Origin of the sequence: Pseudoalteromonas sp. TAE79, assembly GCF_000498015.1 — a bacterium.
Taxonomy (GTDB): domain Bacteria; phylum Pseudomonadota; class Gammaproteobacteria; order Enterobacterales; family Alteromonadaceae; genus Pseudoalteromonas.
Map to the genome: position 1 here is coordinate 1 of NZ_AUTL01000069.1, position 14,430 is coordinate 14,430.

The 14,430-nt window shown below is 40.8% G+C and carries 8 protein-coding genes and 5 pseudogenes; 2 read left to right on the forward strand and 11 right to left on the reverse strand.

Annotated elements, in window-relative coordinates:
* Positions 1-266: 266 nt before the first annotated feature.
* From L655_RS01000000124930 to L655_RS0102760, 3 genes and pseudogenes are all read right to left on the reverse strand, one after another.
* Positions 267-985: pseudogene (locus tag L655_RS01000000124930) on the reverse strand (DUF1499 domain-containing protein).
* Between the two features lie 108 nt (positions 986-1,093).
* Positions 1,094-2,430 (reverse strand): annotated as a pseudogene (locus L655_RS01000000124935) (DUF1501 domain-containing protein).
* 9 nt (positions 2,431-2,439) lie between these two features.
* On the reverse strand, positions 2,440-4,347 hold the full coding sequence (locus tag L655_RS0102760; RefSeq protein ID WP_024604023.1) for a DUF1800 domain-containing protein: 1,908 nt from the start codon (positions 4,345-4,347) through the stop codon (positions 2,440-2,442).
* Positions 4,348-4,517: 170 nt separating this feature from the next.
* Here L655_RS0102760 and L655_RS0102765 point away from each other — a divergent pair, with 170 nt between their 5' ends.
* Positions 4,518-4,733: a hypothetical protein gene (locus L655_RS0102765; RefSeq protein WP_010555169.1), complete on the forward strand. Its 216-nt coding sequence runs from the start codon at positions 4,518-4,520 to the stop codon at positions 4,731-4,733.
* Positions 4,734-4,845: 112 nt separating this feature from the next.
* Here L655_RS0102765 and L655_RS0102770 read toward each other — a convergent pair whose 3' ends face one another.
* The 4 genes and pseudogenes from L655_RS0102770 to L655_RS1000000128455 all read right to left on the reverse strand — a co-directional run bounded on the left by L655_RS0102770 (position 4,846) and on the right by L655_RS1000000128455 (position 8,325).
* Positions 4,846-5,310: a hypothetical protein gene (locus L655_RS0102770; protein ID WP_024604024.1), complete on the reverse strand. Its 465-nt coding sequence runs from the start codon at positions 5,308-5,310 to the stop codon at positions 4,846-4,848.
* A gap of 91 nt (positions 5,311-5,401) precedes the next feature.
* Positions 5,402-7,828: an ATP-dependent helicase HrpB gene (gene hrpB / locus L655_RS0102775; protein ID WP_024604025.1), complete on the reverse strand. Its 2,427-nt coding sequence runs from the start codon at positions 7,826-7,828 to the stop codon at positions 5,402-5,404.
* An 83-nt stretch (positions 7,829-7,911) separates the two neighbouring features.
* Positions 7,912-8,163, reverse strand: a pseudogene (locus tag L655_RS1000000128450) (globin); the annotation flags it as partial.
* 15 nt (positions 8,164-8,178) lie between these two features.
* Positions 8,179-8,325: a hypothetical protein gene (locus L655_RS1000000128455; RefSeq protein ID WP_342626714.1), complete on the reverse strand. Its 147-nt coding sequence runs from the start codon at positions 8,323-8,325 to the stop codon at positions 8,179-8,181.
* A 280-nt stretch (positions 8,326-8,605) separates the two neighbouring features.
* Here L655_RS1000000128455 and L655_RS0102790 point away from each other — a divergent pair, with 280 nt between their 5' ends.
* Positions 8,606-8,803 carry a CsbD family protein gene (locus tag L655_RS0102790; RefSeq protein ID WP_007581220.1) on the forward strand — a complete coding sequence of 66 codons (198 nt, stop codon included), beginning with the start codon at positions 8,606-8,608 and terminating at the stop codon, positions 8,801-8,803.
* A gap of 69 nt (positions 8,804-8,872) precedes the next feature.
* On the opposite strand, the pseudogene L655_RS01000000124945 reads toward L655_RS0102790, so the two are convergent.
* The 4 genes and pseudogenes from L655_RS01000000124945 to L655_RS0102815 all read right to left on the reverse strand — a co-directional run bounded on the left by L655_RS01000000124945 (position 8,873) and on the right by L655_RS0102815 (position 14,339).
* A pseudogene (locus L655_RS01000000124945) lies at positions 8,873-11,097 on the reverse strand (molybdopterin cofactor-binding domain-containing protein).
* Positions 11,094-11,591, reverse strand: a complete 498-nt coding sequence (locus L655_RS0102800) for a (2Fe-2S)-binding protein (RefSeq protein WP_024604026.1) — start codon at positions 11,589-11,591, stop codon at positions 11,094-11,096. Before L655_RS0102800 ends, L655_RS01000000124945 begins: the two are co-directional and overlap by 4 nt.
* A gap of 187 nt (positions 11,592-11,778) precedes the next feature.
* Positions 11,779-12,534 (reverse strand): annotated as a pseudogene (locus L655_RS01000000124950) (hypothetical protein).
* Positions 12,535-13,013: 479 nt separating this feature from the next.
* On the reverse strand, positions 13,014-14,339 hold the full coding sequence (locus L655_RS0102815) for an IS4 family transposase (RefSeq protein ID WP_024604027.1): 1,326 nt from the start codon (positions 14,337-14,339) through the stop codon (positions 13,014-13,016).
* Between the last annotated feature and the right edge of the window lie 91 nt (positions 14,340-14,430).

Consider the following 14,430-nt stretch of genomic DNA (forward strand, 5'->3'; position numbering starts at 1 on the left):
CTAAGTATAGGGCGTTGCGCTATTTTGCACGCTGACCCACCAATACTGCCGAAACAGGTTACGGTTAGTTGTGTACCTCTAACTTCTTATGGCTTCCTTCAGACCCCACCGTTGGCCAGTGACGCCCTTGCCATTCAGATTATCTTCCCCTTAGTCAGGGTGATAAGGCATCTTTCAGCCTATCGGGTTTGCCAGCTTCGCTGGGCAAACAAAAAAGCCCAAACAGTGTTTGGGCTCAATCATTAGTACTAGGGCGCTAAATTTAGTTATTTTGCAAGTAAGCTGTTTAATTCATTAATAATTGAATGAATGCGCTCTGCATTTTTTCCTAAATCACTACGCCCTACTCGCGACTTACTACGAATATCAACAAAACGTTGGCTGCCTTCATCTTTAATACGAATAACCACATCGTCTTTAAAACCAAACCACGTTGTTGTATCGGTAGCTTCCACAATACCTGNCCTGTAGCCGTATTTGCACTTACCAATGCAAAGCCAAGATTTTTAACTGCTTGTTCGCTTGCTGTCATTAAATCGGCTTTAGATTGTGCAAAGCTTAAAGTTACCAGCTCAGGGTATGCTTTGCGTTGCTGTACTGCCGTTTCTTCACCCGCGTATTCTACTGGGTTAGATGCATTTGCACGCAGTGGTGCAATTGCTACAAATTTTGGTGGATTAACTAAATCAGTTGAAATGTCATGAATTGCCGGTACGCCTTCAGCCTTGTTCATCATATTAAGTGGCATAGCAATGGCCACAACCGAAAATACAAGTGCAATAACACCACTGCTTAGCGTTAACGTTTTACGCATAAATAACGCTTGTACTATAAGTAGCACCAATGCAGCGCCACCAGCATAAACGCCAAATTTAAACCCCGTAAACGCAACACCTAATTCTACAATACCAAATTTATACAAAGGCCCTGGCAGTATGACGAGTAAAAAAGCGATTAAACTAACTAAGCTCACTAAAACTTTCATTTTATGATTCCTATATTGTGTGTGATTTTTATTATTAAAACAGATAAGCACTATTAACCAGTAGCTTATACTACTAACAAGTGCTTTTAGATTACTATTAGCGACTAATTACACAAAAAAGTCCAATGTTGTGTGATCAAAGTTACTCAAGTTTGGAAAAATATCAACAAGCTCAGAGCTTGGCACACCAAACCACTGAGCCAATGTGGCAAAGTACTGCTCATTAGCAACACTTGGAATTAAACGCCCGCCACCGGTATCTTGTGGGCCATCCAAATGTTGAGTTAGTAGCTCGCCATATATATTGCCGCCTTTTACTGCGCCGCCCATTACTATTTGGTTTCCTGCCCAACCATGGTCAGTGCCATCGCCATTTGAGGTCAACGTGCGACCAAAATCAGACATAGTAAACGCAGTCACTTTATCTGCCATATCAAGCTCTTTCATCGCGCTATCAAATTCACTTAACCCTTGAGCTAACGTATTTAATAAAGCAGGGTGCGTTGTTAATTGGTTATCGTGCGTATCATACCCCCCCATAGAAACAAAAAACACTTGGCGCTGAGTGCTCAATTTTGCCTGTACGCTAATTGTTTTAGCGACTGCTGAAAATTGCTCACTAAGGCTATTATCGCTAAATGGGGTAATAAGTGCAGGCGCGCTTTCTAACGCGCTGTTCATTGCTTGAGTGTTATTTATCGCACTTGTTAAGCCATTGGCATAAGCTGTACTTAATGGATGGCTCGTATTGCCTAGTAAGCGGTTCATAATAGAAGTTACGTGCTCGCTACGAGGTTGATACCCTCCAAACGCGTTAATACTACTAATGCCGCTTTTGTTAAGCGCAAATGCATTGCTAGCACTTCCCGTTTGCCATAAATTAGTACCGTCGAGTGATACATTAGCTGCAAACTCATCTTGTAACTCTAAACGCTCTAAAAGTCGTGCGCCCCACCCGCTATTAAGTGATTGTTTTTCTCGACCATACATCCACGCAGCTTGCTGATCGTTATGCGAAAACAAATGCTTAGGCAAACCTATTGCTTTATTTTTATAGTCATTCAATGTTGTGGGAGCGAGTAAAGTACCTACCCCGCCTACAAATGCTAAATTTTGAGATTCAAACACATTTTGTATAGGTTCAAGTGAGGGATGAATACCGACTCCACCGGCAAACTGGCTTTTAATACTTAACTCAAGTGGGCTCTCTACCGCCAGGTTCTGCCTACTTTGCTCGTAAACACTACGTTGCTCGCCTTCAAGCGGAACTAGCATATTTAACGAATCATTCCCTCCGTATAAATACACACACACTAATGCTTTGTAATCTCCTAGCTCAACTGCATTAGTCGCTCCAGTTAATGCTTGTAATTGCAGGCTCGTTAANCAGCCGATACACTACCTTTTACACATAACGACAAAAACTCTCTTCTATTAATGCTCATTATGCGCTCCTAATACTGCACGTTAAATTCAGGTGAAATAGCAATCATATATAATAAATACGAAACCCGTTCACGGTATTGCTCTTCATTACAGTAGGCATCTAAATCAAGTAATGCTTGGCGTGTGTCACTGCTCATTGCGCCTGCAAAATATAACGTGTTGTACTGAGCTAATAGCGCGCTAACACCGTTTTTCTCTAAAACATTCATGTCGTCTTGAACATAAATATAAATACTATTTGAATTTAAATCGCTGCGCGCTTCTGCGGTACTCCATACTAAGCTTGCGTAAAGCGCGTTCATGGTGCCAATCAGTGTTGCGTCGTTTGCTATTTGTAATTCTGGTGCAACAATACCTTCATTTCGCAAAGCTGCGGTTTGATAATCAGGCCTAAAAAAGTTAAATACTGAAGCCGATTGCATGGGTCCTTGTCCGTAGCTATTTATTAAATTCCATGTTTTATAATAACCCGCTGGCGATTTAGCATCGAGATTTCGCCAAAACTGTACAGTTTTTAAAATAGGCTCTTTAATTTTACCTTGGTAATTAAGCACTGAGCCAAAATGCCGCGCTTCATCATCTAAATAAATAGCCTTTACTACCGCCGCTAAATCGCCGCGTACACCAGCGCCGTTATCAATAAATACATTAGCTACTCGCTCAACATATTGGGGGGTTGGGTTTGAGGTAATTAATCGCTGAATAAGCTGTTTGCTAATAAACGGCGCAACATTTTGATGATTAAATAAATTATCGAGCCCTATTTGCAATGACTCTTCTGCTGCATAACCTTGTGGTATAACCTCACCGTTTAGTAAGGTTTTTTGTTTACTAGAATGGTACTCGTCAAATGCTTCCATTGGCTTAATATAATCACGACTTTTACGCTTAAATGTTTCACTATCGGCAAACGTCCAACCAGTAAATACGCGTGCAAAACCCTCTATTTCTACCTGTCCGTAAGTGGCAATGGTATTACCTTGTGCATCAAGCTTGGCGCTGCCATCTAGATTTAGTTCTTCAAGGCCAATAGTAAATAACTGCATTACTTCACGTGCGTAATTTTCGTCTGGGCGAATATTAAGTGTATCGTCTGCTTTTTCGTTACCCAAATGGCTTAAATAAGTTCCCATAATAGGCGAAAGCGTGACATCTTCGAGTAAGTCACGATAATTACCAAAGGCATGCTTTAGTAATAAATCGTAATAAGTGATCATGCCCTCAGGTTGCCCTCTTAAGGCACTGTTCTCATCCGACACCACTAATATTTCACTTAACGCAAATGCAACACGTTGACGGAGTTGATCGTCACTTTGCATTACTGCTTTCCACCATGCATCTATGCGGCTTATGTATTTAAAGTCGTCATCGTCATTTAGCTTTACTAAATAATCACGGTGATAATTAATAGGTAGCGCTATTTGTTTATCAAGCCATTGCTGCTCGCTTAAACCTTGTGTGTTTTGTATTTCACTAAGCTTAGGCCCCATTGTTGCTTGGTGTAGTAACCGTGCGGCGCTAATCTCATCCATATTATTGCGCGCTATAAAGCTCAGCGTTTTTACACTGCTTGCCCCTTCATTGTCGGTTGCTGTGATCGAAAAAGCGTAATTAACAGGCTTATAACTTTGCGCATTTAGCAGTGTTACTGAGGTGGTTACTGCCTCTAAAGGCCCGCTAATTAGTTCAGGCCCTTGCGTTTGTTGCCATACAACCGATGTAATAGTGCCGTCTTTATCACTGGCTGTTGCTGTTAGCTCAATTGTTTGGCCCTTACTTAATTCACTAGGAAAATCAGCGACTGACAAAATGGGGATTTTATTTCCGTTAACGGTTGGCGTATCATCTGAGCCTGAACCACCGCAAGCGCTTAGTATAAAAACCGAGCTTGCGATCAGAGCAAATTTATAATGCATGTAAAGTCGTCATCATTTGTTAATTAAAGTACGTTAGTGTGTACCGAGTTTGATGCATTTATTGAAACACAAAATTTACAATTTAACTCTTTATTTTTTGTAACCGAATCATGAACGCCCCATTAATAATGCACTAGCTGCAGGGGTAAACAGCCAGAGCTTTATTATTTATGAAAACAGAAATTCGCTATTGTTTTGAATCTTCACAAGTTGCTAACCGGTTTTTACACGAGCTGAAAGACTGGCCGGTTAACGATGTAAAAACACGACTTTTTAATGGCGGCGATAGTGTAAAAGTGACATACGAATACGACGAAAGTGGTTTTGATTACACCTCAGCCGAGCTCGACGACCTAGCAGAAAAGCATGGCGGAAAAGAAGTTTAAATCCAATAATAACAAGGTATGGAGCCATTTTTCTTGGCGAACGCACTAAACATCAATATTGATAATGCGATCAGTAAATGTTTCATAAATATATCTTTATTGGCTTTATTAGTTATTCGTGGTACTTGCGGATCATCGCCACTTTGCCGCTTTCAATTTCAATCACTTCCATCATTGTGGAGGTGTACTCTATTGGCTGCTTATTTTGCGGATGAATACCTTTTACATAGTTTTTATAACGAATAGCAAAGCCTGTATCGTTAAACACAAATGTATTAAGCAGTGTGCTTTCAAACAATGTGTGCGCACCTAAGTAAAAACTCATACCTTTGCGCATCTGCTTTTTACCATCTGGAGTACGTGAGTCATCCGGTTGATACGGAATATACTGATTGCCAATATCATCGGTTAACAATGCAAGGTAAGCCTCAAGCTCTTTAGCACCTGCGTTAGGTGCTTGTGTGGCGGTCATTGTTTTATAGTACTGCTGCGCAAACGTATTTAAGTCGAGAGGCTCTTGGGCATGAACCGAAAAGGTAGCAACTAATACCAAACCTAACGTTAAAAGTAACCTCATTGACTATTCCCTGTAGCTAAAAATATTTTATAGGTACATTACATTAGTAAGTTCAATAATCAAACAAAATTAGTTTTAAGTGAATTATCACCTACATCTTGCTCTTTACTCTGTTGGTTGCAACACTGTTGGCAGGGTCGTCTGGCCAAAAATGTTTAGGGTAGCGACCTTTCATTTCCTTTTGCACGTCGCGGTAACTGCTAGCCCAAAAGTGCGCTAAATCTTGAGTAAGTTGCAGTGAGCGTTTACCTGGCGATAGCAACTCCATAAGCAGTGGCAGTTTACCCTTGGCAAGCATAGGCGTACTAGTCAAGCCGTAAACTTCTTGCATGCGCACGCTTAGCTTTGCGGGGCCATCAAGCTGGTATTCTATTTTTATATTTGAGCCACTTGGCACCGTTAAGCGCAGTGGTAACAATGCTTTTAACGCTGTTTGTTGTTGCCAATCAAAACAGTTCTGCAATGCTTCAAAGTAGTTAAACTTTTTAAGCTGCGTAAGCGTTTTAATATCTTCTAAAAACACGCCTAGCCACTGCGCTGCATTTTGAATGAGTTGTTGCTCGTTTATTTGTGGGAATTTATCGGGTATTAAATTACTTGCTAAGCTCATGCGTATCAGCAATTGCTGCGCATCAGGTTGCTCGTTAAATAATGCAAAACCGTGTTTAGCAAATAAGTTAAGCCACGCTTTAGCACGTTCTCTCTTATCTAGTTTTTGTTTACTAGGCTGGCTGGTGAGTGTTATAGCACCAAGCTTTACTTCATCTTGATGAATAAAACGCGCTGATTTTTCATCAAACTCACAACGAGTAAGTTCACTAAATAAATGCGGTAAATACTCTTGTAACTCAAATGGGTTGAGCGCAGTGGCTGTAAATATACGCCCTCCTTTGTGCCCGCCCATGGTTGCTATAGCTAAGTAATCGTCGTTGTGCCAGTAATCGGCATTTAACTCAGCACCAGCACCATTGGCAAGTAAATAACCATTACCACGTTTTTTAGCGATGCGATCGGGGTATGCCAATGCCACCAGCAAACTTATATAATGCGTATTTAATTCGCTGTTTTCGTTTTTTACTTTTAAGCGGCTTTGCCAATATTTTAACTGTTGTTTAAATACCGGATGCGGACGTTGTTGTTGGCTATGTAGCGCTAAACTCAACTCGTTTGCACTGTTTACTCGGCTCTCAAGTAATGCCACTAAATAAATAGCGAGCCTAAAAATACCAGAGAGTTGGTCATCAAGTATTTGTGCTTTTAATAGCATATGCGCCAAACGAATATCAGCACCAAAACCTAGCATTTTACTGCCAAGCGGTGTGAGCTTACCTTTGCTATCAATAGCTTCAAGCATATTAAGCAGGTTACTTGCTTGCTCGCATTGTTGCTCAGTGGGCTTATCGAGCAAGGTTAGCTCATCAATACTGGCTCCCCACTGCTTTGCCTCAAGCATAAGTTGGCTTATGTCTGATGTGAGTATTTCGGGATTGTCGTGGCTATTACGTCTCTCAAAGGTTTGCTTTGAGCCAATTCGATAAACAATGCCCGGCTCTATTCGCCCTGCACGCCCTGCACGCTGCACAGCAGACGAGCGCGATATACTTTGTGTTATGAGCTCAGTGACCCCTGTTTTTAAATTAAAGGTAGCTGCACGGCGCTTGCCGCTGTCAATTACAATGCGTATGCCTTCAATAGTTAAACTGGTTTCGGCTACATTGGTGGTAAGCACTACTTTGCGCATGCCGTTTGGTGCAGGAGCAATAGCAGCTTGCTGATTGGCTTTATCTTGCTCGCCAAATAGCGTTGCTACTATGCAGTTACTGGGTAAATCGCTAAGTGCTTGTTGCACGCGTAGTATCTCAAATTGCCCAGGTAAAAATACCAATGCGCTACCTGTTTGCTCATTAAGTGCTTGTTTTATTATGGTAGGAATTGCATCAAGCCAACGGCTTTCATCTTTTATGGGTATGTATATTTCGTCTATTGGGTAGCTGCGACCGCTTGATTGAATTACAGGGCAGTCAAAAAACGCTGTATAACGCTCAGTATCAAGAGTTGCCGACATAAGCATAATGGTTAAATCTTCACGCAGCGCACTTTGGGTCTCGAGCGCAAAGGCAAGTGAGGTATCGGCTGCAATTGAACGCTCATGAAATTCATCAAATATCAGTAAATCAATATCGCTTAATTCGGGGTCGTTTTGCAACATGCGCGTTAGCATGCCTTCGGTGACTATTTCGAGGCGCGTATTAGCGCTTACTTTACTCTCGCCCCTAATCCGCAAGCCCACACTTTGCCCAACACTCTCGTTTTGGCACTTTGCTAAGTAGCTGGCTATATTACGAGCAGCTAAACGGCGAGGCTCTAGCATTACAATACGTTTAAAATGCCCATCGCGCATTAGTTGCAGCGGCAACCACGTAGATTTACCCGCACCAGGCGGCGCTTGTAATAACGTAATAGGATTACTTTGTAATGTAGTAACGAGTTGTTGATATATGTCTTGAACCGGCAGCACAGCTATTTACCCTAAATTGCTTTGCAGGCATTGTAACAAAAAACCGCAGCGACACCGCGGTAGATGTTTATTAATAATTGCTATTAACTACCCGACACCATTCTAATTCGATCTGCAGGCACTCGTAATTGCTGCATTAAGTAAATTTTAAATGGTGCTTCGTAAGGTTGCCCATCAACCGCTTTTTGCATGCATAAAAGCCATGCATCACTTTGCTCAATTCCTACATGTAAATGTTTGTGCGCTTGAGGAATGTTAATACTGCCAAAATGTTCAGCGTATAATTTAGGACCACCTAACCAGCCCGACAAAAAATAAGCGAGCTTTTTTCGCGATGCCGATAAGTCTTTTTAATGCATACTCCTTATATTTTCAGCCTCTTTTAAAGCGTCCATATTATCGTAAAACGCATTCACCAATTGTGTAATACCTGCTAACTCACCTGCCATTTTGTATGAGCAGTCACCCACTCCATATTCACACGTCTTAGTATTCATAACTCACTCAGCTTAACTACTTTGTTTAATACCTGCATATTAGCTTAAAACAAAAATTTAAGAATGAGTTACATCAAAGCGGCGTAACTTATGTCAGCAATAATTACAGGCTGCTATGTATATTTTTTAATAAATAGCGCAATATTAAAAACAAAATCGCTCAACATAAAAATATAACCAACTGATAATAAAAGCAATAAAACCATTATTATTCATTGGTACAAGGCTTGCTACTTTATAACTGACAGTTAATTCACTAACCTAAAGTAAGGATAAACTTATGAACAGCGATCGTATCGAAGGTAATTGGAAAGAACTTAAAGGTAAGGCTCAACAAAAATGGGGCGATCTTACCAACGACGATTTAGATAAAATTGAAGGTAGCCGTACAGAGCTAGTTGGTAAAATTCAGCAGCAATACGGTAAATCTAAAGAAGAAGCAGAGCGTGAAGTTGATGAGTTTGAAAAAGGTCGTTAAACCGCGTTAACCGCTTTTAAAAAAACCGCCATTTGGCGGTTTTTTTTGTTTAAGCTGTAGGTTATTTAGCTACGCTTTTAATTGGTTACCAATCGGTAACTGCCTAATACGCTTTCCGCACGCTGCAAAAATAGCATTACATAATGCTGGCGCATAAACTGGTGTAGACGGCTCGCCTACTCCTGCTGGTGGTGCATCACTTTGTACAATTTCAACTTCAATCTCAAGAGGTGAGTCGCTCATACGCGGTACACGATAATCATGAAAGTTACTTTGCTGTACGCGCCCTTTATCAAAGGTAATACCATCGCTGATTGCAGTGGTAATACCATAAATAGAGCCACCTTGGGTTTGATTTTTAACTGTGTCGGTGTTTACAACCGTACCCGCATCAATGGCAACCCACGATTTAATTACGTTTAAATCGCCAGCATCCGACACTTCTACTTCAACTACCGTAGCTACATAAGTTAAAAAGCTTCTATGCGCTGCTATGCCTAAACCTCGACCTTTAGGAAGTTCTCGACCCCATTTACTCATGTCAGCTACTTTTTCAATAACATGGCGCAGCCTGCCAATATCTAAAGGATAAACCGCTTTATCGCCACCGTAATTATCGTATGTAGCATTTTGCTCTGTTACATCAACAATACGACTCGGACCTATAGTGTCTAGTAAATAGTCTTTTTGGTCGCGACCGGCTTTGTGCGCTGCTTCACCAATAAATGACTGAATAGCAAAGGCATGAAAAATATTTGATACAGAACGCATCCAACCAATTCGTGCTTTGGCAGGCGCATCACCGTTTTCTAACTTCATGTTAGGTGTGTTAATAGGGTTATCGGTAAATCCTAAGCGCAGTTCAAAGCTTCCCGGCGTAGTCGCCCCTTCTGAAAAGGTAGAGGTAATTGGTGAAAACGCGGTGCGGTGTAAATACGATTCTATTGCGCCATTTTTATCTAGCGATGCTTCAATGTGCTGAGCCGAAACAGCATGGTAAAAACCATGTTGTATGTCGTCTTCACGCGTCCATTGCACACGAATAGGTTTGCCTACTTTCATTGAAAGGTAAGCCGCTTCTGCTGAAAAGTCAGGTTTTGACTTACGCCCAAAGCCGCCCCCTAACATGGTAACGTGAACATTAATTTTGCTCTCATCCATGCCAAGCATTGCAGNTTGTGGATTTTGCGTAGCAGCCCATATATCAACACTGTCTTTGTTGTACATAGCTGTTGCACAAGGCGGCTCCATTGGTGCTTGAGCAAGATGCGGTGCGTAATAATCAGCTACCAATTTATTGCTCGATTTAGCCAACACGCCCATGGCATCGCCTTTATCACGTATGTTTGCCTGTGGAGTTTGTACTGTTTGTAATAATGACTTTTTAAATTCTTCTGAATTGTAATCGCCATTTTTGCCATCATCCCACACCACTTTTAATGCTTTACGCCCTTGCCATGCAGCCCATGTGTTTTTAGCTATAATCGCAATGCCACCTTTTGGCTGAAACTGCGGTGCGCCTTTTGGTGCAGGTATTTCAATAACATCTATAACGCCGTTTATCGCTTTTGTAGCACTGGCATCAAATGACTTAACAACACCGCCTACTACCGGCGGGNACCAGCGCTTGTGGTGCGCGTACATCGGCTGCAAATATTGCTTTACCTGTTACTAAATCGGCTAAATCTATGTGCGCCATGCCGGTATTAATGTAACGCCATTCTTTGCGCGTTTTAAGCGTTAGTTTGTCAGCTTCTGGTGGCGTTATTGTAAGCGCTAAGTCGATTAAATCTTTATAAGTAAGCGATTTACCTGAGCTGTGTGTAACGACGTGTTGATTAGCAGTACAGGTTTGTGGATCAACTTTCCAAAACTTAGCGGCAGCATGCTGCATCATGTAACGTACACTTGCGCCCATTTCACGCAGGCGCTGCATGTTGTAGCGGATANGAGCCATCGGTATTTTGATCGCCGTATTTAGGGTCGCCCTTACCCTGAATAACAATAACCTTATCCCACGCGGCTTCCATTTCATCGGCAACTATTTGTGCAATCGCGGTGCGAATTTGCTGACCCATTTCAGAGCGATGGCACGTTATTTCAACCATGCCGTCTGGGCGCAGTGCAATAAATAAGTTTGCGCGTTTTGCCAGCTCAGATGGCTGCTCTAACACACCCGCAAATGCTCTTGGCGCACTGCCTACAAAATAGGTACCGAGTACCAACGCACCTATTGCACTGGTTTTTAAAAACTTACGGCGGTTTAAATCAAAATATTTATTATTTTGGTTCATACTTCTTCCCCTTGTTCATTTGGGTCAAAATACTGAACACTCGCCATTGTTTTAGCAGCTGATTTAATTGCTTTATGAATACGCGGGTATGTACCACAACGGCAAATATTTCCCGACATATTACTTACTATTTCATCGTCGGTTGGGGTTGGGTTTGCAGCTAATAAGCTTGCAGCTTGCATCATTTGGCCGCACTGGCAAAAACCACACTGCGGTACCTTATGCTCTATCCATGCTTGTTGTACTGGATGGTCGCCCTGCTCGCTTAACCCTTCAATTGTTGTAATTGAAAGACCCGCTACTGCCGCTACAGGTAATACACACGAGCGCTGAGCTACCCCATCTATATGCACAGTACACGCACCGCACTGCGCCATACCACAGCCAAATTTAGGCCCAGTTAAATTCAATTCGTCTCGGAGATACCATAATACTGGCGTTGACGGATCGCCAGAAAACTCATGTTTATTATCATTAATGGTAAGCGTGATCATACTAAACTCCTTGGCAAAGCGCTTTACAGGAGGGTTCCTTGTTGCGCGAGAACTATTTTTAATTACTTACTATTTTATACTTACTACTTTTAGCCTACCACTTAGATCTATTTTACAAAAATACTAATTATTAGAACGTTTAACTGTTGAAAACAGATCTACATTATCAAGCATACTAAAACATACATTAATGAGTGCTTATAACATCTTCAAATAGTAATCGCTCATCGTCTTTATAAACTTCAAGCCAACCTGGTGGTGATGTATCACAGCCAATAATGGTTACATGTAGTATGTAACTATAACGCCCATTTTTAAACGTATAATGGTGATTACCGCCAGTGCCACTAACCGTTACATCGCCGTTAAATAAAACCATATCAGGCTTATCCTTTGCTCTTTTATCAATATTCCACACTGCATATCGATAATTATGATCGCCTAAATCATCAACACGAATATGGTAGTTAGCCGTTTTCCAATCGAGTACTGGTTTTTCAAAGTTATTAATACTTGCGTGCAAGGATTGCTTACCTTGTTCGATTAAGCTTTTAGCAAGTGTCTGCTCTTTAGTATTTTGTGTATTTACAGCAATAATTTTACCGTCGGTATCTACCCACATAACGCCGTTATTTAGCATAATGCCGCGCCAACCTACTTTCTCCTAATCAGTTTTAATGTTTGAACTGGCAATAACTGCCGCTAGCTCATCATTAAACACTTCATCAAAGCGGTTAATAAACTCAGCTTCATTTTTAATGTCAGGTATCGGGTATCGTCGTTTTAATGGGTAACGAATATGCGCAGCAATCACAGTTTTATCATGCGTTTTAAAAGCAGCAATAGCAGGTAAAACGCTGTCGTGATACTTCTGCTCAAGCGCAAATGTGTTCGATGTGAAAAATAGAAATAGGTAAAGCAATATGTAATTTAGATACTTCATGAATAGTCCTCTATTTAAAGTACCTGTACAATTTTATGAGAGTTAATATTAGTGAAAAGCCGCTTTAAAACATTCTAAAAATAACTACTCAAGCAAAAAACAATTTAAAAGTAGTTTATTTCAGTTTTTTGTAAAAAAAATAATATTTTCCCCCAGTAATTCTCAGCATAATACCCAAAGAACCCAGTATAATAAACACGCCTACCAGACAAAAAATAAAACACTTCAAAAACAGCAACTTATGTAATTTGACCAATTGAATTTCTAAACATACTATTAACTCAACAATAACTGAGGAGAAGTATTATGCGTGAGTTTACAGAATTATTTTTACTACTTACTATCACTCTTGAAAGGGTAATTAAAGTTATCAAACTATTAAAAAGCAAAGGTAAATAACTGACATTAATCGAACCTTACAATTTTATACTATTAATTAATAAGCCAATAAAAAACGAGCCCTATTTGGCTAATGTCAGTCAGTTAACACTGACTGGCTTTTTTTTATAGGGATATTTAGATGGTTTCTTTTTCACACATCGTGGAAAGCTGCGCTCATGATGCCTTGTTGGTAACTGAAATAGCGTCAGCGTTTCTAATAAATGCTCATAGCGTTTTGGTAAATTTCCCGGACTTGTCAGTGGGATAGTTAACAGAAATACATTGATATGTCTTGAACAATGAGAAAAACTCAGTTGATTTGGCCATACTTCCAGTAACTCTGCTGCCTCACGCATGGCTATTCTTATAATATTGTAGGCAATTAGTAACCCCCACAATTCTTGCCTTATCATATCCGGCCTTTTTGAGCGTAGGATATAGTTTGAGTGCAACATTGTTTGTTTTATTTCTCGATATCCTATTTCTATTTCCCAGCGATGCATGTACAAATCAGCGATTTCTTTTGATGGGTAACGCATTACATCAAGCATTGATGTAAGAATCTGATACTGCTTATTATTATGCGTGTAAGTAAGCAGCCGAGCTTCTATAAACTCTGGCAAGTCAGTAAACTTTTTTCGCGCTTGTGGCGATGTTTTAAGACGCACTAACTGGTCATTTTTACTCATTTTCTTTATGGTATCAACGGTTAAGCCTTTTCTGACAGGTATCATCCAGTGCCTTTCAGTCCCTGCTTGGTGCCAACGATGCAAAAGCCCTAATGAATAATAACCGCGATCAAATAAGGTTAATGAGTTATCCGGTGTACCTTCAATGAGCTCTTCAGCGAGTGTCATTTCTCCTTGATGTTGCCCGTTAAAAGTACAATTAATGAGTTGATGGCTCGTTAGCTCCATGTGGCATACCATCCGAATTTGCGGATAGGTATTTTCACCATACTGGGTTGAGCCACACCCAAATACGTCTTTATTCTCTGGCGTATCATGTGTACGAAAAACAACGCCATCAACTGCTAATAGATTTAAGCCACAAAATGTATCGAAGTGGGCATGATTATAATGCCGTGACGCCATCATCTTGAAGACCTGCTCGACAGCATCTTCACCTAAGCGTTGTCTCGCTTGAACCATGGCACTAGGGGCAACTAGTTTCCCTTTACCTGGTAAGGCGATGTCCATTTTAGAGGCTATATCCCAAACAGATTCATGACGAAATAAACTCATACCAATCACAGACCAAACGACAGCATCGAGTGGTAGGCGACGTTTACGAACGGTGGCGACACCCGATTTTTCAAAAGCTTGGTTAAGTAATTCGGGATCTAAGATGCCAGATAAGTTATCAAGCGTTGTAAATTCATCAGCAGATGAGAAGGTGGTTGAAAGAGCTGTTTGAATATCCATAAAAAAACCGTAATTAGCGAAACTAATTACGGATTATTCACGATCATTTAGATCGGTCAACCGATCAATTAACCTTAACTGATCGGCATTA

Coding starts and splice junctions, on each gene's coding strand:
- L655_RS0102815 (WP_024604027.1), bottom strand. CDS start 14,339: ATGGATATTCAAACAGCTCTTTCAACCACCTTCTCATCTGCTGATGAA.
- L655_RS0102790 (WP_007581220.1), top strand. CDS start 8,606: ATGAACAGCGATCGTATCGAAGGTAATTGGAAAGAACTTAAAGGTAAG.
- L655_RS0102765 (WP_010555169.1), top strand. CDS start 4,518: ATGAAAACAGAAATTCGCTATTGTTTTGAATCTTCACAAGTTGCTAAC.
- L655_RS1000000128455 (WP_342626714.1), bottom strand. CDS start 8,325: ATGAATACTAAGACGTGTGAATATGGAGTGGGTGACTGCTCATACAAA.
- L655_RS0102800 (WP_024604026.1), bottom strand. CDS start 11,591: ATGATCACGCTTACCATTAATGATAATAAACATGAGTTTTCTGGCGAT.
- L655_RS0102760 (WP_024604023.1), bottom strand. CDS start 4,347: ATGCATTATAAATTTGCTCTGATCGCAAGCTCGGTTTTTATACTAAGC.
- L655_RS0102770 (WP_024604024.1), bottom strand. CDS start 5,310: ATGAGGTTACTTTTAACGTTAGGTTTGGTATTAGTTGCTACCTTTTCG.